Raw genomic sequence first — 22,682 nt, forward strand, 5'->3', positions numbered from 1 at the left:
TTGTCCTCTTAAATCCGCTCAGGTCGGGAGCGGCGCGTCGCGCTTCAATTGGTCCATTACGATCTGGCTTTGCACCCGTGCAACTGCAGGATGCGGCAGGATCACTTCGTGAAGCAAGGTATTGAGTGCGGATAAGTCGTCACAATAGACGTGAAGCAGATAATCTGCCTCACCTGTCATCGTCCAGGCGCTGGTGATCTCGGGGCGGGTGTTGACCATGCGGGCGAAGCCTGCGGATTGTTCGGGGCCATGAGTGCCCAGATGCACCTGAATGAACCCCTGAACCTGTAGCCCCAGCCTCAGCGGGTCCAGTCGTGCGGTGTACCCAGTGATATAACCCTCGGCCTCAAGGCGCTGTCGGCGACGGCCCGCCTGACTGGCGGATAGATTCAGCACATCACCCAATTGCTGCGACGTCAGATGCGCGTCGCGCTGCAAAGCTGCGAGTATTCCGATATCAATCCGATCCAGCACGTGCGGCGTTTCCTCAAAATTTGCAATCAATATGCGGAAAGTACGCATCTAAGCTTAGTTTATACGAAAACAATGCGCAGAAACAGCACTCATTAAGGCGTATTTTTGAATCAGCAAAGAAATTCCTGTTTTCCGAGGAGACGCGCCATGGGTCCTTTCCCGCATAACGCCCCGAAATCTGTCATCAGCGAAGAAAACCCAGCCGGTACCGACGGGTTTGAGTTTGTTGAATTCGCACATCCCGAGCCGCAAGAGCTGCGAGACCTGTTTGCGCGAATGGGCTTCGACTATGTCGGTTATCACCGCAACACCCCCAAGGTCGAGCTTTGGCAACAGGGTGATGTAACCTACATCCTGAACGCGGATCCTGATAGTTTTGCAGCCAAATTCGTGGCCGAGCACGGCCCCTGCGCCCCTGCCATGGGCTGGCGCGTTGTTGATGCTCAGAAGGCTTATGAGCACGCGATCGCCAAAGGGGCTGAGCCCTATGATGGCGCAGACAAGACCATGAACGTTCCGGCGATCAAGGGCATTGGTGGTTCGCTGATCTACTTCATCGATCAGTATTATGACACCTCGCCCTACAACGAGGAATTTGAATGGCTGGAGCAGTCAAAACCGCGCGGCGATGGGTTCTACTATCTCGATCACCTGACCCACAACGTGTTCAAGGGCAACATGGACAAGTGGTTCAAATTCTATGGCGACCTGTTCAACTTCCGTGAAATCCGCTTTTTCGACATTCAAGGTAAGTTCACCGGGCTTTACAGTCGCGCGCTGACTTCACCTTGTGGTCGCATCCGCATTCCGATCAATGAAGATCGTGGAGAGACCGGACAGATCGTCTCCTACCTGAAGAAGTACAACGGCGAAGGCATCCAGCATATCGCGGTGGGCAGCGACGACATCTACGCCTCGACCGATGCCATTGCCGAGAAGGGTCTGAAGTTCATGCCCGGTCCGAACGAGGCCTATTATGACATGTCTTACGACCGTGTGTCCGGCCATGAAGAGCCCAAGCATCGGATGATGAAGCACGGCATTCTGATCGACGGCGAAGGCGTTGTTGATGGCGGTGAGACCAAGATTCTGCTGCAGATCTTTTCGAAAACAGTTATTGGCCCGATCTTCTTTGAGTTCATTCAGCGTAAAGGGGATGACGGGTTTGGTGAAGGCAACTTCAAGGCCCTGTTTGAATCGATCGAACGTGAGCAGATCGAGTCGGGTGAAATCTCGGCAGCCTAAACATGAATCAATGAAATCAACCGAGCGCCGTGTCTGACCGACATGGCGCTTTTTCTTTACCCGCGCGGCATCTTGAGCGTGATGTTCTTGCCGCGCTTCTGATAGCGCAACTCGCTGTCGCCGATAGCGATGACATTACCTCCGTCGATGCGATCGCCCACCTTCAGCTTTTTGTAGCGTCCGCTGGGCAGGCGGACCAAAGCACGGCGGTTTGCCGGGGTGCCGTACACGCCGATTAGGTTCAACTTGCGCAGGTTAATCGCGTTGTCGATGGTTGCTTGTCTCGCAACTGAAGCGGAAGACGGGATTTTGGGATTGACCGTTCTGGGCTGGAACGAACCAACTTCATCGGCATTACTGGCCACATTTGCGGTCGAGGCCAGCGCTGCACTCCCAGAACTAGGTTGCCGTGTCGCGCGCGCCGTGATGCTGGCAGGCCTGATTTTAGGACGGGGTACCCGTACAACAGCCAGCGCAGTCGGGGTTTCATCGACCTGCGGAGGGGTTTGCAGAGACTCGGGCCGCAGCTTGGGCCGGACCGAGGCCAGTTCTTGCCGGGATCGACCGCCAAGTTGCTGACGTTCGAATTGATCCACCAGATTTTCCGGGCGTGGCCGTGGGCGAAACGCCGCGAGTCTCTCATCGACCTCTTCTACGACAACGGGTTCTGTTTCGAACCTGGTTGGGGGGTCGGGGGGCACAGATGCGGGACGACCCAGATAAACCATAACGCCGGCCGGGTTCAGTGTGCCTTCGGCGCTTGGCGTCACAAGTCCGCGTTCATCCAGGTTGAACCGCTGCCCCGCTTGGCCTGGCAAAGAGATCGACTCAAAAGACGCATCTGTGTCCAGGCTGGCAAGTTCGGGTAGTGCGACGGAATCGGTCGACAGGTCCGAGCGATCGACCGATGTGAGATATTGATTATCCACGCCAGCCACAGGCGCTGGCTCCAGATCTGAAGGTTCAACAGGGGCGGTGCCGGTAAACTCTCGAAACTCGGTTCTGCTCTCTGGCAGATCAGCGATGTCTTCGACCGGCTCCGGTTCAATCTTCAGTGCTTCGAGAATGGCCTCGTCCGTGGGGGTGAGCACCGGTTCTTCCTCTGCCACTTCAGGTTCTTGTGGGAGGCTTGCGATCTCGGTTTCCTGAGGTTCGGGTTGTGCCTGCGGTTCTGCAGTTGCAGTTTCTGGCTCTGGCTGCAGCTCGGGCTCTAACGGCTCGGCCACTTCGACAATTTCGGGGTCAGAGCTGTTGTAAGACCAGACACCCAGCAACATTCCAACCACAACCGACGCTGCGATCGCAGGAATTGCAAAGCGTTTCAGATCCGTTCCTGTCTTGGCAGACGAGGGCAGTGCTTTGGTAGCAGGCTCAAATGCAGGGGGGGCTGCATCTTCAGCGATGGCGTGAACCGGTATGTCCGGCGTATCAACGGGTTTGGGGGCCGCAATCACAGCGTCCTCATCCACAATGATCGGCAGTTCCAGAAATGGCGCGTCCAGAGCATCGTTGCCGGTTGCGCTGACCCAGAATGCCTCGGGGATAAAGCCATGATCGGTGGCAAATGCGCTGGCTTCGTCCAGCGTTTGCTGGGCCACAGCGGCAACCGGGGTCTCAGTCCCCACGTCGCCTGCGACATAGGCCAGCTCTGATAGCTCATAGGGCGTGGCTGCGGCCAACGTATCCTTGACCTTTTTCGCCGCTGCATCGGTGTCCAAACCATCGGTGTCGACAACCAAGCGGCGCACCTGATCTGATGGAATCACAAGCTTGCAACTCAGGTCATTTTCCAGCGCGAATCCCTGATCCCGAAGGGCCTGCATCTGGTCCGCGAAATCCGACGCATCTAACGGAACGGTACCAATGCAGTACCAGTCTCCATCCGACTGATGATGCAAGGAAATGCCGTTTTCAGAAAATGACAGCGCAAAGGCGGGTTTCATAATCGCGATGAACCATAATTGTCGGCTTTTATGCAAACGCTTAGATGTCTGCCCGCCGAGATTAGAGCAGGAACTCGCCGAGGGAAAGAAAAAGGCACGTTTCCCCCTTGCCGTGTACGGGCCTGACCACCCATCTTGAGGGCAAGCATCAAGGAGGGATCATCTTGAAGACACTTGCTTTTTTGGCCGCCATGGCCGCTGCCACCGCGACGCTGCCCGCCCATGCGGAAGAACGTCGCATCTCGGTCAGCGGGACCGGTACGGCTCTGGTTGCACCTGATATGGCAACGATAACACTGGGCGTGACCAATCAGGATGCGCAGGCATCGGTAGCGATGCAGGCGACTTCGGACGCGGTGACGCAGATCCTCAAACGACTGGACGAAATGGGATTGGAGGCGCGCGATGTTCAGACGCGCGATCTTTCGCTTTCACCGGTCTGGTCGGGGCGCAGCAATTCCAGCAATGAGCCACCCAAGATCACTGGGTTCACCGCGTCCAACCGCGTTTCGGTACGCGTGCGGGATCTGGATAATCTGGGCCAGATCATGGATGCGGTCATCAAGGACGGTGCCAATGATTTCGGCAGTCTGAGTTTTGGCGTGCAAGAGCCCAAACCGCTTGAGGCTGAAGCACGGGCCAAGGCTGTGGCAGATGCGACCGAGAAGGCGCAGCAACTAGCGCAGGCGTCCGGGGTTACGCTGGGTCCCGTCCTATCGATCAACGACCACGGCGGAGGTGTTCGCCCGATGGCTCAGATGCGCGAGATGGCTATGTCGGACGCCGGTGGCGTGCCGGTCGCAGGCGGAGAGATTTCCGTTTCGGTCAATATCGCGATGGAGTTCGAAATCGCGGAGTAATCTACGATCCAACCCGGGCTTGCAGCGGTTGGCGCTGCCGGCCCGATGCATCGAAATTCCCCGGCGCAAGCCAGTTCTCGAATGCCGCGCGAATGCGCGGCCACTCGCTGTCGATAATCGAAAACCACGCCGTATCCCGGTTGCGTCCTTTGTAATGTGTCGCCTGCCGGAAGACGCCCTCGAACGTGAAACCCAAACGTTCAGCTGCGCGTTTTGATGGCGCGTTCAGGGCGTCGCATTTCCATTCATAGCGGCGATAACCAAGCTCATCGAACACACGGCGCATCATCAGATACATAACCTCGGTCGATTGCGGTTTGCGCTGGAGCAGGGGAGAGAAGTGGATATGGCCTACCTCGATTGAACCCGCTGCTGGTTCGACCCGAAGGTATGAGGCCATCCCCACGGGTACCTCATCCGCGTCGAGCACTGTATGAAACATCGGGTCCGCATCCACGCAGTTTGACTGCGCCCATGCGGTGAAATCAGCCTCAGAGTCGAACGGGCCGTAGGGCAGATAAGTCCAATTGTGGCCGTCCGTATCGTTGGCAAACGCCCGGTACAAGCCGGGCGCGTGCCTGTTTACATCCAGTGGCACAACGGAACAGAACCGGCCCTGCATCGGTGTGTAAGGCGGGGTGGGGCGAGGAAACTCGCCCGCGACCGGCAAGCCGATGGGTTGACCCAGTTCATTTGTGTTGTGCCCGGTCATCGGATCAGGCGCTGGCTTTGGACAGAGCCTGATCGAGATCAGCGATCAGATCGTCTGCATCCTCGATCCCGATGGACACGCGCACCACTCCAGGGCCTGCGCCTGCAGCTTCCTGCTGCTCGGGCGTCAACTGACGGTGTGTGGTCGAGGCCGAGTGGATGATCAGCGACCGTGCGTCGCCAAGGTTGGCCACGTGGCTGAAGATCTCAAGCGCGTTCACCAGCTTTACGCAGGCGTCATAGCCGCCCTTGACCGCAAAGGTGAACAGGGCGCCCGCGCCGCGCGGGTAGTGCTTTTTTACCCTGTCGCTATAGGGCGAGGATGGCAGGCCAGCATATGTCACGTAATCCACACGGTCGTCTGCCTCGAGCCACGCTGCTATTTTCTGCGCGTTTTCGACATGGCGCTCCATCCGTAGCGATAGCGTTTCTATCCCCATCAGCGTGTAGTGCGCCGCCTGAGGGTTCATCGTCATGCCCAGATCGCGTAGACCGATCGCGATGCCGTGGAATGTAAAGGCGAGCGGGCCGAAGGTCTCGTGGAATTTCAGGCCGTGATAGGCAGGTTCAGGTTGGCTGAGCGATGGGAACTTATCATTTGCCGACCAGTCGAACTTGCCCGAGTCAACGATACATCCGCCTGTGACGGTGCCGTTCCCGGTCAGATACTTGGTTGTCGAATGCACGACCAGCGTTGCGCCATGTTCGATCGGACGGCAGAGGTAAGGCGTGGCCGAGGTGTTATCGACGATCAGCGGAACTCCTGCGGCATCGGCCACATCGGCCAGCGCGCGAATATCAGTTACATAGCCGCCCGGATTGGCGATGGATTCGCAGAACACCGCGCGGGTGTTCTCATCGATAGCGTCCTTGACGGCGTCCAGATCGTCGGTGTCGACGAACTTGGCCGACCATCCAAAGCGTTTGATCGTCTGGCTGAATTGGGTGACCGTGCCGCCGTACAGACGGGTCGATGCGATAACGTTGCAGCCCGGTCCCATCAGCGGGAACAGCGCCATGATCTGTGCTGCGTGGCCAGAAGAACAGCAAACCGCGCCAACACCGCCCTCCAGCGTGGCGACACGTTCCTGCAACACCGCAACAGTGGGGTTGGTCAGGCGCGAATAGATGAAGCCCACTTCCTGCAGATTGAATAGCGCGGCGGCGTGATCGGCATCGCGGAACACATAGGCAGTGGTCTGATAAATCGGCGTCTGGCGCGCCCCGGTGGCAGGGTCAGGGCGGGCCCCGGCGTGAATTTGCAGCGTGTCAAAACCGTAGGTCGGGCCGTCAGACATCTTTGAAATCTCCTGTTGGAATGTGTGTTGCTGAATCTCTAGGACATTGGCTCGCCCGGCACAATGTCCGCGTCACCGCAGCCAAAGCCCCTTGGACTTGATCGTTTTGCGAATGACCTGTTCGCGTGCGGGCAGGTTGTTTCGGTCGAACAATGCCCGGATCTTCGCACCCTTGCGCTGTATCACCAGCTTCTTCAGTGGATCATAGCCTTTGAGCACTTTTTTGATCTTGTTCGGGGCCACGACGGTTTCCAATACCTCGACCACATGATCGCTTTCGCGGGCGTAGAGCATCGGGAACAGGCGATAGTGGCAGCTGACCGACCCATCCAGCAGGCCCTCGGGCAGGGCATCCCGTCCGCCACCGAAGGAATGGATGACCAGCGGCAAGGCGATCTGATCTAGCCACGGGCTCAAAACTTGCGCGGTCAGTTCGGGGATTTCCTCGTCGCGAATGGTGCGGGCATAGCCCATAAACCGCTCACCAAATTGGCGGGGGCATTTGTAGAAGAAATAACCGGCGTTAAAATACAGGTAGCGCCGCCAATAACCCTCGGGCTGGCTGGGATCGAGAGAGCTTTCGAAATCCAGCCCGAACCGGTCATACAGTGCGCGCCAGATACCCTCATATCCTGGGCCGTAGAGCGTGGGTTTGGGCCATGTTCCCTCGACCCGAAGTGAGGCGCCGGGCTGTTCGAAATCGAACGGGACGTCGGAAATTTCGCCGGTGATCAGAGTGTCGGAGTCGAAAAAGACAAAGGGCTCACCCTCTGGCATCGCCAGCAAAGCTTCGATCTTGTTGCCATTGGGATAGCTCGAGCCAAAAGCATGAGATTCAAAAGGCAGAATCTCGGCACCCAGATGCTGCAGGGCTTCAAGAACTTCGGCATCCTGAATGCTGGGGTTCTGAGGCCAAAGAGGGCCGGGCTGTGGCACCCCCACGAACAGCCGACCTTTGAACCCTGATGAGCTGTGGCGCAGCGAGGCGGCGAAAAGCAATGCCTCGTATTGCAGCCGGTTGTTTTGCCCGATGATGAGGATGTTGAATGTCGCCGGGCTTGCCTGCATCGTGTTGCGCTTTCTGATCGGGCCGGTATTCGGCCGCTGCCTCAACCGGAAGTACAACAAGCTGTGAAGGGCGTCAAAACCCCAAACATGACCGGTTTGCAAATCCGGCTCGTGCTCCCATCTAATGTGACAGCAACGCATGAGGATTGCAGATGCGGGTCAATGCAGATTTCACACAGCGGGTCGCCGTTCACTTTGATCAGACCGAATGGGTCGCGTCACCGGCTGCTGGCGTCGAACGCAAGATGCTGGACCGCATTGGCGAGGAAGTGGCGCGTGCCACAACCATCGTGCGCTTTGCCCCCGGCAGCGCGTTTTCGTCGCATACTCATGACGGGGGTGAGGAATATCTGGTGCTGGACGGAGTGTTCCAGGATGAAACCGGAGATTTCCCTGTCGGCAGCTATGTACGCAATCCCCCGACGTCCTCCCATACACCTTCGGCCAGCGAAGGCGCGACTATTCTGGTCAAACTGCATCAGTTCGACCCCGATGACCGCACCGAGGTTCGGCGCTCGATCAACGGGGGCGGAGATATCGATTTGTTCAAGGATGCGCATGAGGATGTCCAGGTGCAAACCTGGGGCGCGGGCGAACATATTGAATTGGACGCCGACAAGGGGTTTGAGGTCTTTGTTATCGAAGGTGGCTTTGCCGAGGCGGGCGAAGAATTTGGCACTTGGGACTGGTTGCGCTTGCCGCCTGGATCACGCTTTGCTGCTGTAGCAGGAGAGGGCGGAGCCCGTGTTTGGATCAAATCCGGCCACCTGGGTGGGATGGTCTGAGCCGCCGCTGCCAACAAAATAGGCAATTTCTGACTGAATCCGGACCATTCCGCCCGGATTTTTCATTTTTTGACCATTTGGCAAATTTTACCAATTGATAAAAAATCAGATTGTGGCAAGCTGGGGTCCATAACAAACATATCTACAGGGAGTAGAGTGATGGCACAGGGCCAGATGGCACCCGGGATCGTCTCCGGGCGGCTTTCCAGCGATGAGCTGACCTCGAATTTCACCGATCTGCATCCGCCACTGGCCCCGCACGAGGCCGCCGTGGCCGCCGATCGATGCTATTTCTGCTATGACGCGCCATGTGTGACGGCCTGTCCGACGGATATCGATATTCCGTTGTTCATTCGCCAGATTCAGGCCGGGCAACCGCAGGCGGCAGGGCAGACCATTCTGGAGCAGAACATTCTGGGCGGCATGTGTGCCCGGGTTTGTCCGACCGAAACTTTGTGTGAAGAGGCTTGCGTGCGTGAGACGGCCGAAGGCAAGCCGGTCGAGATCGGACGCCTGCAGCGTTATGCAACCGATGATGTGATGGCCTCGGGTGCGCATCCGTTCGAGCGCGCCGCATCAACCGGCAAGACAATTGCCGTAGTTGGGGCAGGGCCCGCCGGTCTGGCCTGTGCGCATCGTCTGGCGATGCAGGGGCACGATGTGGTGATCCACGAAGGCAAGCCCAAGCCAGGCGGTCTGAACGAATACGGGATTGCGGCGTATAAATCTACCAATGATTTTGCACAGGCCGAGGTCGATTGGCTGCTTAAAATAGGCGGGATCGCGATCGAGACCGGTTCGATTCTGGGAGAGACGATTTCTCTGGAAGGGTTGCAGGAGAACTATGACGCTGTTTTCCTGTCAATAGGACTTGCGGGGGTGAACGCACTGCGGGCTGATGGGGTCGATAAAGACGGGGTGCGCCCGGCGGTCGACTTTATCTCGGATGTGCGACAGGCCAGCGATCTGGTTGATCTACCTGTGGGTCGCAATGTCGTTGTGATTGGCGGTGGTATGACTGCCGTAGATGCGGCAGTGAAATCGAAACTGCTAGGCGCTGAGCACGTCACCATCGCCTATCGCCGAGGTCGCGACGCGATGGGTGCAAGCCGGTACGAACAGGATTTGGCGGCGTCGCATGGTGTTCGGATTCTCTGCAATGTTCAGCCGGTGGCTATTCACGGAAATGGTGCCGCAGCAGAGATCGAATTGGAGTATACTGCGAGCCATGATGGTCGACTGACCGGAACGGGTGAATCTGTCCGTGTGCCGGCCGATCAGATTCTTAAGGCCATCGGTCAGACGCTTGACGGTGCGCCGGAAGGCCTAACGCTGGATGGCAATAAGATTGCCGTGACCGGGGCGGGACGCACTTCAATGACCGGTGTGTGGGCTGGCGGAGACTGTGCGGCAGGAGGCGAAGACCTGACCGTGACCGCCGTAGCCGAAGGTCGCGATGCCGCGATGGATATCCACGCTGCTCTGAGCGCGTGAAACTCAAAGACAAAGATGCAGAGCTGCATCAGGGAGGCCGGATAAATGGCTGATTTAACATCAAACTTTCTTGGAATATCTAGCCCGAACCCGTATTGGCTGGCCTCCGCGCCACCGACGGATAAGGAGTACAATGTTCGCCGCGCCTTCGAGGCCGGATGGGGCGGCGTAGTGTGGAAGACCTTGGGGGCCGAGGGGCCTCCGGTCGTGAATGTGAACGGCCCACGCTATGGCGCGATTTATGGCGCGGACCGCCGGTTGTTGGGACTCAACAACATCGAACTGATCACAGATCGGCCGCTTGAGGTGAACCTTGAGGAAATGGCCCGCGTAAAGGCGGATTATCCAGATCGCGCCCTGATCGCCTCGATCATGGTGCCCTGTGAGGAGGCTGCTTGGAAGGCCATTCTGCCGCGTGTTGCTGAAACCGGTGCGGACGGGATCGAGCTGAATTTTGGCTGTCCGCACGGGATGAGTGAACGGGGTATGGGGTCTGCCGTCGGGCAGGTGCCGGAATACATCGAAATGGTGACCCGTTGGTGCAAACAGTATTACGACCGCCCAGTTATCGTGAAGCTAACGCCGAACATTACGGATATCCGCAAACCGGCAGCGGCAGCCAAGAATGGCGGTGCGGATGCTGTATCGCTGATCAATACGATTAACTCGATCACCAGCGTCAATCTGGATACGTTCAGCCCCGAACCCTCGATTGACGGTAAAGGCAGCCATGGTGGCTACTGCGGACCGGCGGTGAAACCAATCGCGTTGTCGATGGTGTCCGAGATTGCGCGGGCCGAAGCCACGCATGGGCTGCCGATCTCAGGCATCGGTGGCGTCACCACTTGGCGCGATGCAGCAGAGTTTATCTCGCTGGGTTGCGGCAATGTTCAGGTCTGCACTGCAGCGATGACCTACGGGTTCAAAATCATCGATGAATTGACGGCTGGCTTGTCGGAATGGATGGATGAGAAAGGCTATGCCAATATCGACGAAGTGATCGGACGCGCAGTGCCCAATGTGACGGATTGGCAATATCTGAACCTCAACTACATCGCCAAAGCGAAGATCGATCAGGATCAGTGCATCAAATGCGGTCGCTGTTTTGCAGCCTGTGAAGACACCAGCCATCAGGCGATTTCGATGTCGGAGGATCGGGTGTTCGAAGTTATCGACGAGGAATGCGTGGCCTGCAATCTTTGCGTGGATGTGTGCCCTGTAGAGGGGTGTATTTCCATGGAGCCGATGGCCGCCGGAGCGGTTGATCCGCGCACAGGCAAGGTCGTTGATCCTGAATATGCCAATTGGACGACACACCCCAACAACCCCATGGCGAAAGCGGCGGAGTAGTCAGAGATATTTCGTCAAAAATCTTGGCGGAGAAAATTCGGCGAATTTTCTCAGAACAGAATGTCGATGGGTCCGTTGTGGCAGATGATGACATATTGATTGGCGGTGCGGATCAAATGGTATCCGCGCCGTTTCACTTCAGCCTGAAAAGCCGCGTGACCAACCTCGCGTTCGACCCAAGCAACCAAGCGTCGCACAACAGCTCCCGTTCGAGCAGATCGGGACGAGAAAAGCTGGGTGATCCAAGGCTCGGGATCTGAGCGATACGTCATCATGCTCCGAGCTTTTCTCAATAGGGTTAAGCGTCTCTTAAGGTGTAAGCAGTTTTCGATAGAGCGTTTCCACGAACGGAACCGCGCCTTCGAAAGGGTCTTCTTCCCCAAGAATTGCCCGGACTTGAACATCGAAATCCGCATAATGCTGTGTCAGTGCCCAGATCGAGAAAATCAGATGATAGGGATGGACTCGTGCAATTTTGCCCTGAGCCATCCAGCTTGTCAGAATCGTGGTTTTTTCATCGACCAGTTTTTTGAGATCGCTGGACAAAGCTTCATGAATGCGCGGCGCGCCCTGAACAAGCTCATTGGCAAAGAGGCGGCTCTCGCGAGGCAGGTCGCGGCTCATCTCAAGCTTGCGTTGGATATAAGACAGTATTTCTTCCAGCGGGTCGCCATCCTCATTCAACGCGTGCAGGGGAGCGAGCCAGACTTCAAGCAGTCCCGACAACAGGGCTGTATGGATCGCTTCTTTCGATGGAAAATAATAGAGCAGGTTGGGCTTGCTCAGCCCCGCCTCAGCTGCAATTTGGTCGACGGTTGCGCCGCGAAAACCGTGGGCTGAGAACACATTCAGGGCCGCCTCGAGAATCGCTGCTCGGTTCTTTTGCTGAATCCGGGTTGGGGCGCGGTCTTTGGGCATGTTCACCTGTTGTCCTTTTTTCGGCCAGTTGGGCGTCAATTATGTCGAAAATTCCGGCAGGCCACTGCAATTTCTTGACTGATGTCGAACCCGTGATAGCGTGAGTTTGACCAGATGGTCAAATCAAGACACCAAAAGCGAGCCAAATCGCAAGCAACAGGGAAGAACATGATGGCAGCTCCGGCGCAGAATCTCAGGATCAATGGCGACAGGTTATGGGACAGCCTGATGGAGATGGCCAAGATCGGCCCAGGCGTCGCGGGTGGCAACAACCGTCAGACGCTAACGGACGAGGACGCCGAAGGGCGCGCGCTGTTTCAGAAATGGTGCGAGGATGCCGGTTGCTCGATGGGGTTGGACCAGATGGGCAACATGTTTGCCCGACGAGAGGGAGCGGACCCCGAGGCACTGCCGGTTTATGTAGGGTCGCATTTGGATACGCAGCCCACAGGTGGCAAGTATGATGGCGTTCTTGGCGTGCTTGGTGGGCTGGAGATCATTCGCACGCTGAATGACCTAGGCATCAAGACCAAGCACCCTATTGTGGCCACCAATTGGACCAACGAAGAAGGGACGCGATATGCCCCGGCGATGTTGTCTTCGGGGGTGTTTGCCGGAATGCACACTCAGGACTGGGCTTATGCACGTGAGGATGCCGAAGGAAAGAAGTTCGGAGATGAATTGAACCGCATCGGTTGGCGCGGCGATGAAGAGGTTGGTGCGCGCAAGATGCACGCTTTCTTTGAGTTGCACATTGAACAGGGCCCGATTCTGGAAGCTGAGGGTAAGGATATTGGCGTTGTAACCCATGGTCAGGGTTTGAGCTGGACCCAGGTTACCGTGACCGGCAAGGATGCGCATACTGGGTCTACACCGATGCCGATGCGCAAGAATGCCGGGCTGGCGATGGCGCGTATTCTTGAGAAAGTGGACGAGATTGCATGGTCGCATGCACCTCATGCCGTGGGTGCGGCGGGGCATATCGATGTCTATCCGAACTCACGCAATGTGATCCCTGGAAAGGCAGTGTTCACGGTCGATTTTCGCTCGCCCGAGTTGGACGTGATCACTGATATGGAGAACCGTCTGCGGGTCGCAGCTGAAGACATCGTCGAAGAGATGGGGCTGCAGATCGAATTCGAGAAAGTGGGCGGTTTTGATCCAGTGAAGTTTGATGAGGGTTGCGTGGCGGCGGTGCGCGATGCGGCTGAGCGGTTGGGGTATTCGCATACGGATATCATCTCGGGCGCCGGGCATGATGCCTGCTGGATCAACCGGGTAGCGCCAACGGCGATGGTGATGTGCCCATGCGTTGATGGGTTGAGCCATAATGAAGCTGAGGAGATCAGCAAGGATTGGGCTGCAGCCGGGGCGGATGTTCTGTTGCATGCGGTCGTCGAGACGGCTGGGATCGTGGAATAGGGGGCTCTGCCCCCGTCGCCCGATGGGCGGCTCCCCCGGGGTATTTTTAGCCAGATGAAGCAAGCGGCGCAGACCGCATCAGGGAGTTTAACATGAGCACTGTAATCAAGAACGGAACCGTTGTGACCGCTGATCTGACCTATAAGGCGGATGTAAAGGTCGAAGGTGGTGTGATTACTGAGATTGGGCCGGACCTGCGAGGTGAAAAGGAACTTGATGCATCGGGCTGTTATGTCATGCCCGGAGGGATCGACCCGCACACGCATCTGGAAATGCCGTTTATGGGAACCTATTCCAGCGATGATTTCGAAAGCGGCACGCGCGCAGCGCTGGCAGGCGGGACCACGATGGTTGTGGATTTCGCGTTGCCTAATCCGGGCGAAAGCCTGTTGGACGCCCTGAAGCGTTGGGACAACAAGTCAACGCGCGCGAACTGTGATTATTCGTTCCATATGGCGGTGACCTGGTGGGGCGAGCAGGTGTTTGATGACATCAAAACCGTCATCGAGACGCGCGGCATCAACACGTTCAAGCATTTCATGGCCTATAAAGGCGCACTGATGGTGAACGACGATGAGCTTTTTGCCTCGTTCAAGCGTTTGGCCGAGCTGGGCGGCACTGCGATGGTGCATGCCGAGAACGGCGATGTGGTTGCTGAGCTGAGCGCGAAACTGCTCGCCGAAGGCAATACTGGACCGGAGGCACATGCTTATTCCCGCCCACCGCAGGTGGAAGGTGAGGCAACCAACCGGGCGATCATGATTGCAGATATGGCGGGTGTGCCGCTCTATGTGGTGCATACTTCCTGTGAGGAGGCGCACGAGGCCATCCGGCGTGCCAAGATGCAGGGCAAGCGGGTTTGGGGCGAACCTTTGATCCAACACCTGACATTGGATGAGAGTGAATACTTCCACCACGATTGGGAGCACGCGGCACGTCGGGTCATGAGCCCTCCGTTCCGGAACAAACAGCATCAGGATAGCTTGTGGAACGGTTTGCAGTCCGGAACACTGAATGTGGTGGCCACGGATCACTGTGCCTTTACGACCGAGCAGAAACGCTATGGCGTTGGGGATTTCACCAAGATCCCGAACGGCACCGGCGGGTTGGAGGACCGGATGCCGATGCTGTGGACCCATGGGGTGAATACCGGGCGATTGACACCGAACGAGTTTGTGGCTGTGACTTCAACCAACATTGCCAAGATATTGAATTGTTACCCGAAAAAAGGTGCAGTTCTTGTGGGTGCTGATGCAGATTTGGTGGTTTGGGACCCGGACAAGGCCAAGGTAATCACGGCCGAGACACAACAATCCTCCATCGACTACAATGTCTTCGAGGGCAAAGAGGTGCGAGGGCTGCCTCGGTTTACGCTGACCCGCGGCGCGGTGGCCGTACATGATGGCGAGATTCAGACTCAGGAAGGGCACGGGAAGTTCGTGGCGCGTGAGGCCAATACCCATGTGAACAAGGCGCTAAGCACCTGGAAAGAGTTGACAGCGCCCCGGCCTGTTGAGCGGACAGGTATACCGGCAACGGGTGTATAAACCCCTTGGGTCGCCTTTCCGGCGACCCGGGTCTGAGCTTCTTCAAGGCAATGGAATGAATACAGAAAATACTACTCAGCCCGTTATTGAGGCAAGGCAGCTGGATCTTACATTTCAGACGAATGATGGGCCTATTCATGCGCTGAAAGATGTGAACTTGTCGATTGGCAAGGGGGAGTTCGTTAGTTTTATCGGCCCCTCGGGCTGCGGCAAGACGACGTTCCTGCGCTGTATCGCAGCGCTGGAAACACCGACCGGCGGGACCCTGACCGTGAATGGCATGACGCCTGACGAAGCACGGCGAAAGCGCGCTTATGGGTATGTGTTTCAGGCGGCTGGGCTCTACCCGTGGCGGACCATTGCAAAGAACATCAAGCTGCCGCTTGAGATCATGGGCTATTCCTCTGCCGAGCAGGAGGAACGCGTTAGAAAGGTTCTGGAACTTGTTGATCTTGATGGATTTGGCGGTAAGTTCCCCTGGCAGCTCTCGGGCGGGATGCAACAGCGGGCCAGTATTGCGCGGGCCTTGGCATTTGATGCGGATATACTGCTGATGGACGAACCGTTCGGTGCGCTTGATGAGATCGTGCGCGACCATCTGAACGAACAGCTTCTGGCATTATGGGCGCGCACCGAGAAGACCATTGGTTTCGTGACACATTCGATCCCCGAAGCGGTGTATCTCAGCACCAAGATCGTGGTGATGAGCCCTCGGCCTGGCCGGATCACGGATGTGATCGATAGCCCTCTGCCGAAAGAGCGGCCTCTGGATATCCGTGACACGCCCGAGTTTATCGAAGTCGCCCACCGAGTGCGAGAAGGATTGCGAGCGGGTCATGGGGATGAAGTGTGATGGCGGGTAAAGGCATCAGACGGGCATCCCGCGAAGATGTGGGGGATTGCGCGCGTATTATCGCGACCTGGGCCGCCCAGACCGATTGGATACCCGAGGAATTGCCAGAAGAAAAGCTGGCGGATCTGATCCTTGAGGCGTTTCCGAATAGGGACATCTGGATCGCAGGTGATCCGATTGATTGCTATATGTCTGTCGATCCGGTCGAACATAAGGTTGGTGCGCTGTATTGTTTGCGCACTGGGCAGGGCATCGGCAAGCAATTGCTGGATAAGGCGAAGGAGGGGCGCGACCATCTTTGGCTGACCACACATGTGCCAAATGTCGACGCGCAACGGTTTTATCGGCGCGAGGGCTTTGTTGAGACGGGAAGAGAGCCTCCGGTGCCACCTGACACAGTGCCTGTCATTCGGATGGAGTGGCACGCATGAAGCAGATCATTGCAGTCCTCACCGTGATCGCCGCCATTGTCGTTGTCTGGTACGCGGCCTGTATTCCTATGAATATCAAAGGGGTTCTGACCGAACAGGAGCGCGCGGGTGCTGAAGTCCAACCACCTTCAGCCAAGGATCGCCGGGACATGGGGGAGATCGGTCTGGCTTTGAACAACGCGTTTGCAATCCCAGCCACATGGGAGCAGGACCGCCCCCGCCTGCCTGCACCCCATCAAGTTGGGATTGAGTTGTGGGAAACCACGATTGAGAAAAAAATCACCTCGAAACGCTCTCTGATTTATCATGGCTGGGTCACGCTGAGCGCTACGATGCTGGGTTTTGCTATCGGAACCGGGTTGGGCATCCTGCTGGCGGTCGGGATCGTGCACAGTCGGGTGATGGATCTGTCGGTGATGCCCTGGGCGATCGTCAGCCAGACCATTCCTATCATTGCGCTGGCTCCGATGATCATCGTTGTTCTGTATTCTGTTGGGGTTCAGGGGATCATTCCTAAGGCGATCATTTCGGCGTATCTGAGTTTCTTCCCCGTCGTCGTAGGCATGGTAAAAGGGCTGCGCAGCCCGGATGCTATGCAGTTGGATTTGCTGCGAACCTACAATGCCAGCCGTTCGCAGGGGTTTTGGAAACTGCGGCTGCCGGCCTCGATGCCCTATCTGTTTACATCGCTGAAAATTGGCGTCGCTGCTTCGCTGGTCGGGGCCATTGTTGGAGAACTGCCGACCGGGGCTGTTGCCGGGTTGGGTGCACGGCTGCTGGCCGGTAGCTACTATGGCCAGACGGTACAGATCTGGTCGGCGCTGTTTGCTGCGGCCATTCTCGCCGCCTGTCTCGTCGGGTTGCTGGGGCTGATCGAGCGGACCGTCCTGAAACGAATGGGGATGGCACAATGATACCTATTGTTGGTGCAATCGCTGTCTGGTTATTGGGTTGGTGGTTGAACAGCCGTCTGGCCAGCGGACCCTATTCTGACACACGGATGGTGCGGTTTCTTGCGCCCCTGATCTTCGGTCTGACCGTGATTGGCATCTGGGAACTGGTGGTGCGTGGACTAGAAGTGCCCTTGGTCATTCTGCCCGCGCCATCAGTCATCTGGGACCGTTTCTGGGACAGTTTGCCAACACTTTGGGCTGACTTTGTTCAAACGATCATCAAGGGAGCACTCAGCGGCTACATCATCGGCTGCGGTTCGGCCTTTCTCATGGCAATTGCCGTGGATAGATGGGATTTCCTGCGCCTCGGGCTTCTTCCCGTCGGCAACTTTGTTGCAGCGCTGCCTATCGTGGGCACCGCACCCATTTTAGTGATGTGGTTCGGGTTCGACTGGCATTCCAAGGCGGCGGTCGTCGTAGTGATGGTGTTCTTCCCGATGCTGGTGAACACGGTGGCAGGGCTGCGCGAAGCCACAACGATGCAGCGCGATCTGATGGAGACCTATGCCGCCACCTATTGGCAGAGCTTCCTGAAACTTCGCCTCCCCGCCGCGATGCCGTTTATTTTCAACGGGCTCAAGATTTCTACCACTCTGGCGCTGATCGGCGCTATCGTGGCTGAGTTCTTTGGCTCCCCCACATTGGGCATGGGCTTTCGGATATCGACCAGCGTCGGGCAATTGTCGCTGGATATGGTGTGGGCCGAGATTGTAGTGGCCGCGCTGGCGGGGACGGCCTTCTATGGCGTAGTGGCGATGATCGAAAAGGCGGTGACCTTCTGGCATCCGTCGCAGCGAGGATAAAGGAATAACTCAACAGACCCCATAAACGGGGCAAACATAAGCAACTAGGAGATATGAAGATGAAGAAGCTACTCAGTGGGGCGGTTGCGGCCTTTAGCCTGGCAGCCAGTGCGACACTTGCTGCGGATGAGGTGACACTGCAATTGAAGTGGGTCACGCAAGCGCAGTTTGCGGGCTATTATGTGGCAAAAGACAAAGGGTTCTACGAAGAAGAGGGGCTGGACGTCACCATTCTGCCCGGTGGTCCTGATATTGCGCCCACACAGGTGATCGCAGGTGGTGGAGCAGACGTTACGGTGGAATGGATGCCGGCTGCACTTGCTGCGCGCGAAAAGGGTCTGCCTCTGGTGAACATCGCGCAGCCTTTCAAGAGCTCGGGCATGATGCTGACCTGCTGGAAAGATGCGGGGATTGCCTCGCCCGAAGATCTCAAAAATCGCACGCTGGGAGTCTGGTTCTTCGGCAACGAATTCCCGTTCATGAGTTGGATGAGTCAGCTGGGAATCGGCACCGATGGCAAAAGCGACAGCGGTGTCGAAGTGCTGAAACAAGGCTTTAACGTCGACCCGCTGCTGCAGCGTCAGGCCGATTGCATCAGCACCATGACCTACAATGAGTATTGGCAGGTCATTGATGCCGGTGTCACGCCTGAAGAACTGGTAACCTTCAAATACGAAGATCAGGGCGTCGCCACGCTTGAGGATGGTCTATATGTGCTTGAAGAAAATTTGAGCGATGCGGCCTTCACCGACAAGATGGAACGGTTTGTCCGTGCCTCGATGAAGGGTTGGAAATACGCCGAAGAGAACCCGGATGAAGCCGCCGAGATCGTTCTCGAAAACGATGCAACCGGTGCCCAGACCGAGGAGCATCAAAAGCGAATGATGGGCGAGATTGCCAAGCTGACCGCAGGGTCGAACGGGGCGCTGGATCCAGCCGATTTCGACCGCACGGTTGATACCCTGCTGGCGGGTGGATCTGATCCGGTTATCACCAAAAAGCCTGAAGGGGCATGGACACATCAGATCACCGACGCTGCGCTGAACTGAACCAGCTACAGCAAAAGACGTGCCAATCAAACGCGGCCCTGACGGGGCCGCGTTCTTAGTTTTGAATGTCGAATTTGTGCCTGTACTTGCTGGCCAGAACCTTTAGTATTTCCCTGTAATTCATAGCATTTTGTCACAGCATACGGCATGAATGGTAGAAAATGCAGGGATTTGCATCAGAATTCACTCAGGCGCTCTCGCTGATCCTCGAAGGGGATGCAGAGCTGTGGGCAATTGTGTTGTTGTCGCTGCGGGTTTCGATCTTTGCTGTTCTGATTTCGGCGGTCATCGGGATGCCTATTGGGGCAGCTTTGGCCGTCGCGCGGTTTCCGGGACGGCGGGCGCTGATTATCCTTGTGAACGCTCTGATGGGGTTCCCACCAGTCGTCGTCGGTTTGCTGGTCTACCTGATGTTGTCCCGATCCGGTCCTCTGGGGGTGCTGGAACTTCTCTACACTCCTACCGCAATGGTCATAGCGCAGGTGGTGCTGGTGACGCCGATCATGGCCGCACTTACCCGGCAGGTAGTCGAGATGCTGGCCGAAGAGTATTCTGAACAGCTTCGCTCGCTCGGCGTATCGCGGTTGGCTTCGATCCCGGTGCTGTTGTGGGACGCGCGTTTGGCTCTGGTCACCGCATTACTGGCCGGGTTTGGCCGGGCAATCGCCGAGGTAGGCGCAGTGATCATCGTCGGCGGCAATATCAATCACGTGACGCGCGTGATGACGACCACGATTGCGCTTGAGACTTCGAAGGGGAACTTGGCGCTGGCGCTGGCCTTGGGTGTGATCCTGATCGGTTTGGCCGTGGCGGTAAACGCGATGGTCAGCGCGTTGACCCTGCGGGCCGAGCGGGAAGGGCTGCGCCATGCGTGATGTCGTGACCGAGGCGCCGGGTATGTTAGAGGTCCAAGGGGTGCACATTGCACGCGAAGGCAAGGTGCTGCTCGATGTCCCGCATTTGTGCCTGGATGGCCCGGGTCCGACCATGATCTTGGGTCCAAACGGCGCTGGCAAAAGTCTGTTGCTGCGTTGTCTGCATGGTCTGATTCAACCCGACAGCGGGCGTGTCTGTCAGGACGGTGTTGTGTTGAATGCAGCCCACAAAGCGCGGCAGGCGATGGTGTTTCAAAGCCCCGTGCTGCTGCGCCGCTCGGTCGCGGCCAATCTGGACTTTGTGCTAAAGCGGAAATCGATGCCCCGTGCCTTGCGCAGGCATCGTATCGAAGCTTTGCTGGCCGAAGGAGGACTGGATGGTAAAGCACGTCAATCCGCGCGTTCGCTGTCTGGTGGCGAGGCGCAAAGGTTGGCGATCCTGCGCGCGTTGGCCTTAGACCCCAAGACCTTGTTCCTGGACGAACCCACCAGCGCATTGGATCCAAGTGCTATGCAGATGATCGAACGGATGGTCTTGCGCGCCTCGGCCCGGGGTGTGCGCATCGTGATGGTGACGCATGACATCGGGCAGGCGCGGCGCCTGGCATCTGACATCGTGATGATGCAGGCAGGGCGTGTGGTGGAACACGGAAGGGCGCAGCAGGTTCTGGAAGCCCCCAAAAGCAACGAGTCGCGCCGGTATCTGGCTGGCGGTCTGGTAACCTGATGAACAGAGATGGAGACTTCGAATGATCCCTGATTTCGTTCGGGCATCAATTGTCGCGCTTGGGCTGACCGCAGGCGCAGGCTTGGCCGAAGAACCCTTTATCGTTGTGCAATCAACGACCTCGACGCAGAATTCGGGTCTGCTGGACTATATCCTGCCGGGGTTCGAGGCCGAAACCGGTATCGATGTACGGGTTGTGGCCGTCGGGACCGGTCAGGCGATCCGGAACGCAATCAACGGTGATGGCGATGTTCTTCTGGTTCACTCCAAGCCCGCTGAAGAGCAGTTTGTAGCAGACGGTTGGGGTGTCGAACGGTTCGATGTCATGTACAATGATTTTGTATTGGTTGGCCCAAAATCTGATCCGGCCGGAATTGCCGGCGGCAACGACATTACAACCGCTTTGACAGCTGTGGCCGAAACGAAGGTACCCTTTGCCTCGCGCGGGGATGACAGCGGGACCCACAAAGCCGAGATGCGCTATTGGGAGGCGACAGGCGTTGACCCGACGGCGGCGTCGGGGACTTGGTATCGCGAGACCGGATCGGGGATGGGGGCAACGCTGAACGTGGCCAGCGGCATGGACGCGTATGCTCTGACCGACCGGGCAACCTGGTTATCCTTCGGAAACCGGGGCAATCTGGAGGTCTTGGTCGAGGGCGATCCGCGCCTGTTTAACCAATATGGTGTAATCCTCGTGAACCCTGAAAAGCACTCCGGCGTTCGCGCCGCTGCCGGGCAAAGGTTTATCGATTGGCTTATCGGCCCTGATGGACAGGCGGCGATTGCGTCTTACACGCTGGATGGTGAGCAGTTGTTTTTTCCAAACGCACAGTAAGTTTGACTTGGGTTAGCGCAACCGCGAATAGACGACAGATCAACCACTGGCGCCGTTGTGGTGGATCCGACCCAGATTTGCGAGGTCATAGCCGCCTAGTTCATCAGCGCGTTCGGTAAAACGCTCGGATTTCACAAACTGGGTCAGCGTCTGCATGGGGACCTCGAAGAAGGCGCGGCGCCAGATTGCAAGGTCCAGACGCTCGGAATGGGTGGGCACAAAACTTAGCCTGTACGGGCGCGCCAGTGCACCGAGGCCAAAACCAACCTCTGCCTTGCCGTCACGCAGGGCGGTGGCCAGCTCTTCTTCTGTGCGGGCGCAAACAGGCAGTGTATTCAGATCATCACGATCCAGACCGTGGGCGTCGAGCAGTGCATCGAACAGACGCTGGCTGGCGGCGCTGTCTTGCCGCAGAATGATCCGTCTGCCTTTCAGATCCTGAAACCCCGAGATGTCCGAAGTGCCGGGTGCCAGCAACAAGCCGCGCTGCCGGTTGGCAATCTGGTAGAGGATCACAGGTGCTTCGCCAATCGTGTCGCGCAGGGTCTGAGTGTTGAAGCCTTCCGGTTCGTGGATATGCAAGGCCGCCGCCTGTGCGCTGCGCTCCGCAAGACGATTCAGCCCGTCGAAAGACCCATCATAGTAAGTCGCAAGCCCAGAGCCGCTTTCCCGCAAAGCCCAGTCCAGCAGGGGATCGTGGCTACCTGCCACGATCGGCGGCAGGGGTGGTTCGACGACATCGGGGCCAGAGCGTGAGGCGTTGAGCCACGCTATGATCTCGGCTTTTGGGAACAACAGCTTGCCCATGGCGCGTACACAGGGGATTTCGCCCGAGGATGCCAGATCATAGGCCTTCCGCTCACCAATGCGCAGCAGATCCGCCAATTCGCGGGTGGTCAGGTATTGCGGCATTCAGTCGAGGCGTACAGCCGAACCGGACGTCTTGTCGGCGGCGCTGAAACCGAATTGATCCAGCGTGTAAGGAGCGGCGACAGTGATCACGACCATCGCGGCGACGGCGGTCAGAAAGGCTTTCAT

At 57.4% G+C, this 22,682-nt stretch carries 24 protein-coding genes; 15 read left to right on the forward strand and 9 right to left on the reverse strand.

Annotated elements, in window-relative coordinates; all coding sequences use genetic code 11:
• Window positions 1–18 precede the first annotated feature (18 nt).
• Entirely contained in the window at window positions 19–522 is a 504-nt protein-coding gene (locus ACR0AW_RS00790; RefSeq protein ID WP_480444170.1) for an Lrp/AsnC family transcriptional regulator, read from the reverse strand.
• A 99-nt stretch (window positions 523–621) separates the two neighbouring features.
• On the opposite strand from ACR0AW_RS00790, the gene hppD reads away from it, so the two are divergent.
• Window positions 622–1,719 carry a 4-hydroxyphenylpyruvate dioxygenase gene (gene hppD / locus ACR0AW_RS00795; protein WP_170731908.1) on the forward strand — a complete coding sequence of 366 codons (1,098 nt, stop codon included), beginning with the start codon at window positions 622–624 and terminating at the stop codon, window positions 1,717–1,719.
• Window positions 1,720–1,775: 56 nt separating this feature from the next.
• On the opposite strand, the gene ACR0AW_RS00800 is transcribed toward hppD, so the two are convergent.
• Window positions 1,776–3,662: a hypothetical protein gene (locus ACR0AW_RS00800; protein ID WP_170731910.1), complete on the reverse strand. Its 1,887-nt coding sequence runs from the start codon at window positions 3,660–3,662 to the stop codon at window positions 1,776–1,778.
• 164 nt (window positions 3,663–3,826) lie between these two features.
• On the opposite strand from ACR0AW_RS00800, the gene ACR0AW_RS00805 reads away from it, so the two are divergent.
• The gene (locus tag ACR0AW_RS00805) at window positions 3,827–4,522 is read left to right on the forward strand and encodes an SIMPL domain-containing protein (RefSeq protein ID WP_170731912.1); all 696 of its coding nucleotides are present in this window, start codon (window positions 3,827–3,829) and stop codon (window positions 4,520–4,522) included.
• A gap of 1 nt (window position 4,523) precedes the next feature.
• Here ACR0AW_RS00805 and ACR0AW_RS00810 read toward each other — a convergent pair whose 3' ends face one another.
• The 3 genes from ACR0AW_RS00810 to ACR0AW_RS00820 form a co-directional block, all read right to left on the reverse strand.
• A complete protein-coding gene (locus ACR0AW_RS00810) occupies window positions 4,524–5,234 on the reverse strand; it encodes a GNAT family N-acetyltransferase (protein ID WP_170731914.1) in 711 nt (236 codons plus the stop codon).
• Between the two features lie 4 nt (window positions 5,235–5,238).
• Window positions 5,239–6,531, reverse strand: a complete 1,293-nt coding sequence (locus ACR0AW_RS00815; protein WP_170731916.1) for an O-acetylhomoserine aminocarboxypropyltransferase/cysteine synthase family protein — start codon at window positions 6,529–6,531, stop codon at window positions 5,239–5,241.
• A gap of 72 nt (window positions 6,532–6,603) precedes the next feature.
• Entirely contained in the window at window positions 6,604–7,599 is a 996-nt protein-coding gene (locus ACR0AW_RS00820; protein WP_170731918.1) for a hypothetical protein, read from the reverse strand.
• A 152-nt stretch (window positions 7,600–7,751) separates the two neighbouring features.
• On the opposite strand from ACR0AW_RS00820, the gene ACR0AW_RS00825 reads away from it, so the two are divergent.
• The 3 genes from ACR0AW_RS00825 (at window position 7,752) to preA (ending at window position 11,228) form a co-directional block, all read left to right on the forward strand.
• Window positions 7,752–8,384: a cupin domain-containing protein gene (locus ACR0AW_RS00825; protein ID WP_170731920.1), complete on the forward strand. Its 633-nt coding sequence runs from the start codon at window positions 7,752–7,754 to the stop codon at window positions 8,382–8,384.
• A gap of 159 nt (window positions 8,385–8,543) precedes the next feature.
• On the forward strand, window positions 8,544–9,878 hold the full coding sequence (locus tag ACR0AW_RS00830; protein WP_170731921.1) for an NAD(P)-dependent oxidoreductase: 1,335 nt from the start codon (window positions 8,544–8,546) through the stop codon (window positions 9,876–9,878).
• 45 nt (window positions 9,879–9,923) lie between these two features.
• Entirely contained in the window at window positions 9,924–11,228 is a 1,305-nt protein-coding gene (preA, locus tag ACR0AW_RS00835) for an NAD-dependent dihydropyrimidine dehydrogenase subunit PreA (protein ID WP_170731922.1), read from the forward strand.
• Window positions 11,229–11,278: 50 nt separating this feature from the next.
• Here preA and ACR0AW_RS00840 read toward each other — a convergent pair whose 3' ends face one another.
• Both ACR0AW_RS00840 and ACR0AW_RS00845 read right to left on the reverse strand, forming a co-directional pair.
• Window positions 11,279–11,500, reverse strand: a complete 222-nt coding sequence (locus ACR0AW_RS00840) for an N-(5'-phosphoribosyl)anthranilate isomerase (RefSeq protein ID WP_480438453.1) — start codon at window positions 11,498–11,500, stop codon at window positions 11,279–11,281.
• Window positions 11,501–11,537: 37 nt separating this feature from the next.
• The gene (locus ACR0AW_RS00845; protein ID WP_170393378.1) at window positions 11,538–12,146 is read right to left on the reverse strand and encodes a TetR family transcriptional regulator C-terminal domain-containing protein; all 609 of its coding nucleotides are present in this window, start codon (window positions 12,144–12,146) and stop codon (window positions 11,538–11,540) included.
• Between the two features lie 171 nt (window positions 12,147–12,317).
• On the opposite strand from ACR0AW_RS00845, the gene ACR0AW_RS00850 reads away from it, so the two are divergent.
• The 10 genes from ACR0AW_RS00850 (at window position 12,318) to ACR0AW_RS00895 (ending at window position 21,644) form a co-directional block, all read left to right on the forward strand.
• Complete coding sequence (locus tag ACR0AW_RS00850) at window positions 12,318–13,568, forward strand: Zn-dependent hydrolase (RefSeq protein WP_170563162.1); 1,251 nt, start codon at window positions 12,318–12,320, stop codon at window positions 13,566–13,568.
• 92 nt (window positions 13,569–13,660) lie between these two features.
• Window positions 13,661–15,115: a dihydropyrimidinase gene (hydA, locus tag ACR0AW_RS00855; RefSeq protein WP_170731924.1), complete on the forward strand. Its 1,455-nt coding sequence runs from the start codon at window positions 13,661–13,663 to the stop codon at window positions 15,113–15,115.
• A gap of 55 nt (window positions 15,116–15,170) precedes the next feature.
• Window positions 15,171–15,968, forward strand: coding sequence for an ABC transporter ATP-binding protein (locus tag ACR0AW_RS00860; protein WP_170731926.1), 798 nt, complete (start codon window positions 15,171–15,173; stop codon window positions 15,966–15,968).
• The gene (locus ACR0AW_RS00865) at window positions 15,968–16,399 is read left to right on the forward strand and encodes a GNAT family N-acetyltransferase (protein ID WP_170405139.1); all 432 of its coding nucleotides are present in this window, start codon (window positions 15,968–15,970) and stop codon (window positions 16,397–16,399) included. The genes ACR0AW_RS00860 and ACR0AW_RS00865 overlap by 1 nt, the downstream gene beginning before the upstream one ends.
• Entirely contained in the window at window positions 16,396–17,313 is a 918-nt protein-coding gene (locus ACR0AW_RS00870) for an ABC transporter permease (protein WP_170405143.1), read from the forward strand. Before ACR0AW_RS00865 ends, ACR0AW_RS00870 begins: the two co-directional genes overlap by 4 nt.
• Entirely contained in the window at window positions 17,310–18,155 is an 846-nt protein-coding gene (locus ACR0AW_RS00875; RefSeq protein WP_170393370.1) for an ABC transporter permease, read from the forward strand. The genes ACR0AW_RS00870 and ACR0AW_RS00875 overlap by 4 nt, the downstream gene beginning before the upstream one ends.
• 59 nt (window positions 18,156–18,214) lie before the next feature.
• Window positions 18,215–19,204, forward strand: a complete 990-nt coding sequence (locus tag ACR0AW_RS00880; RefSeq protein WP_170393369.1) for an ABC transporter substrate-binding protein — start codon at window positions 18,215–18,217, stop codon at window positions 19,202–19,204.
• A 161-nt stretch (window positions 19,205–19,365) separates the two neighbouring features.
• The gene (locus ACR0AW_RS00885) at window positions 19,366–20,079 is read left to right on the forward strand and encodes an ABC transporter permease (RefSeq protein WP_170626032.1); all 714 of its coding nucleotides are present in this window, start codon (window positions 19,366–19,368) and stop codon (window positions 20,077–20,079) included.
• A complete protein-coding gene (locus ACR0AW_RS00890) occupies window positions 20,072–20,806 on the forward strand; it encodes an ATP-binding cassette domain-containing protein (protein ID WP_170731927.1) in 735 nt (244 codons plus the stop codon). Before ACR0AW_RS00885 ends, ACR0AW_RS00890 begins: the two co-directional genes overlap by 8 nt.
• Window positions 20,807–20,828: 22 nt before the next feature.
• Complete coding sequence (locus ACR0AW_RS00895; protein WP_170731929.1) at window positions 20,829–21,644, forward strand: substrate-binding domain-containing protein; 816 nt, start codon at window positions 20,829–20,831, stop codon at window positions 21,642–21,644.
• A gap of 39 nt (window positions 21,645–21,683) precedes the next feature.
• Here ACR0AW_RS00895 and ACR0AW_RS00900 read toward each other — a convergent pair whose 3' ends face one another.
• Together ACR0AW_RS00900 and ACR0AW_RS00905 are read right to left on the reverse strand one after the other, a co-directional pair.
• Complete coding sequence (locus tag ACR0AW_RS00900; RefSeq protein WP_170731931.1) at window positions 21,684–22,556, reverse strand: helix-turn-helix transcriptional regulator; 873 nt, start codon at window positions 22,554–22,556, stop codon at window positions 21,684–21,686.
• The gene (locus ACR0AW_RS00905) at window positions 22,557–22,682 is read right to left on the reverse strand and encodes a hypothetical protein (protein WP_255612119.1); all 126 of its coding nucleotides are present in this window, start codon (window positions 22,680–22,682) and stop codon (window positions 22,557–22,559) included.

Source organism: Ruegeria sp. C5 (assembly GCF_056537605.1).

Bases quoted from the DNA above. Each gene is read 5' to 3' on its own strand.
- ACR0AW_RS00790 (WP_480444170.1), bottom strand. From the start codon at position 522: ATGCGTACTTTCCGCATATTGATTGCAAATTTTGAGGAAACGCCGCAC.
- hppD (WP_170731908.1), top strand. From the start codon at position 622: ATGGGTCCTTTCCCGCATAACGCCCCGAAATCTGTCATCAGCGAAGAA.
- ACR0AW_RS00800 (WP_170731910.1), bottom strand. From the start codon at position 3,662: ATGAAACCCGCCTTTGCGCTGTCATTTTCTGAAAACGGCATTTCCTTG.
- ACR0AW_RS00810 (WP_170731914.1), bottom strand. From the start codon at position 5,234: ATGACCGGGCACAACACAAATGAACTGGGTCAACCCATCGGCTTGCCG.
- ACR0AW_RS00815 (WP_170731916.1), bottom strand. From the start codon at position 6,531: ATGTCTGACGGCCCGACCTACGGTTTTGACACGCTGCAAATTCACGCC.
- ACR0AW_RS00820 (WP_170731918.1), bottom strand. From the start codon at position 7,599: ATGCAGGCAAGCCCGGCGACATTCAACATCCTCATCATCGGGCAAAAC.
- ACR0AW_RS00825 (WP_170731920.1), top strand. From the start codon at position 7,752: ATGCGGGTCAATGCAGATTTCACACAGCGGGTCGCCGTTCACTTTGAT.
- ACR0AW_RS00830 (WP_170731921.1), top strand. From the start codon at position 8,544: ATGGCACAGGGCCAGATGGCACCCGGGATCGTCTCCGGGCGGCTTTCC.
- preA (WP_170731922.1), top strand. From the start codon at position 9,924: ATGGCTGATTTAACATCAAACTTTCTTGGAATATCTAGCCCGAACCCG.
- ACR0AW_RS00840 (WP_480438453.1), bottom strand. From the start codon at position 11,500: ATGACGTATCGCTCAGATCCCGAGCCTTGGATCACCCAGCTTTTCTCG.
- ACR0AW_RS00845 (WP_170393378.1), bottom strand. From the start codon at position 12,146: ATGCCCAAAGACCGCGCCCCAACCCGGATTCAGCAAAAGAACCGAGCA.
- ACR0AW_RS00850 (WP_170563162.1), top strand. From the start codon at position 12,318: ATGGCAGCTCCGGCGCAGAATCTCAGGATCAATGGCGACAGGTTATGG.
- hydA (WP_170731924.1), top strand. From the start codon at position 13,661: ATGAGCACTGTAATCAAGAACGGAACCGTTGTGACCGCTGATCTGACC.
- ACR0AW_RS00860 (WP_170731926.1), top strand. From the start codon at position 15,171: ATGAATACAGAAAATACTACTCAGCCCGTTATTGAGGCAAGGCAGCTG.
- ACR0AW_RS00865 (WP_170405139.1), top strand. From the start codon at position 15,968: ATGGCGGGTAAAGGCATCAGACGGGCATCCCGCGAAGATGTGGGGGAT.
- ACR0AW_RS00870 (WP_170405143.1), top strand. From the start codon at position 16,396: ATGAAGCAGATCATTGCAGTCCTCACCGTGATCGCCGCCATTGTCGTT.
- ACR0AW_RS00875 (WP_170393370.1), top strand. From the start codon at position 17,310: ATGATACCTATTGTTGGTGCAATCGCTGTCTGGTTATTGGGTTGGTGG.
- ACR0AW_RS00880 (WP_170393369.1), top strand. From the start codon at position 18,215: ATGAAGAAGCTACTCAGTGGGGCGGTTGCGGCCTTTAGCCTGGCAGCC.
- ACR0AW_RS00885 (WP_170626032.1), top strand. From the start codon at position 19,366: ATGCAGGGATTTGCATCAGAATTCACTCAGGCGCTCTCGCTGATCCTC.
- ACR0AW_RS00890 (WP_170731927.1), top strand. From the start codon at position 20,072: ATGCGTGATGTCGTGACCGAGGCGCCGGGTATGTTAGAGGTCCAAGGG.
- ACR0AW_RS00895 (WP_170731929.1), top strand. From the start codon at position 20,829: ATGATCCCTGATTTCGTTCGGGCATCAATTGTCGCGCTTGGGCTGACC.
- ACR0AW_RS00900 (WP_170731931.1), bottom strand. From the start codon at position 22,556: ATGCCGCAATACCTGACCACCCGCGAATTGGCGGATCTGCTGCGCATT.
- ACR0AW_RS00905 (WP_255612119.1), bottom strand. From the start codon at position 22,682: ATGAAAGCCTTTCTGACCGCCGTCGCCGCGATGGTCGTGATCACTGTC.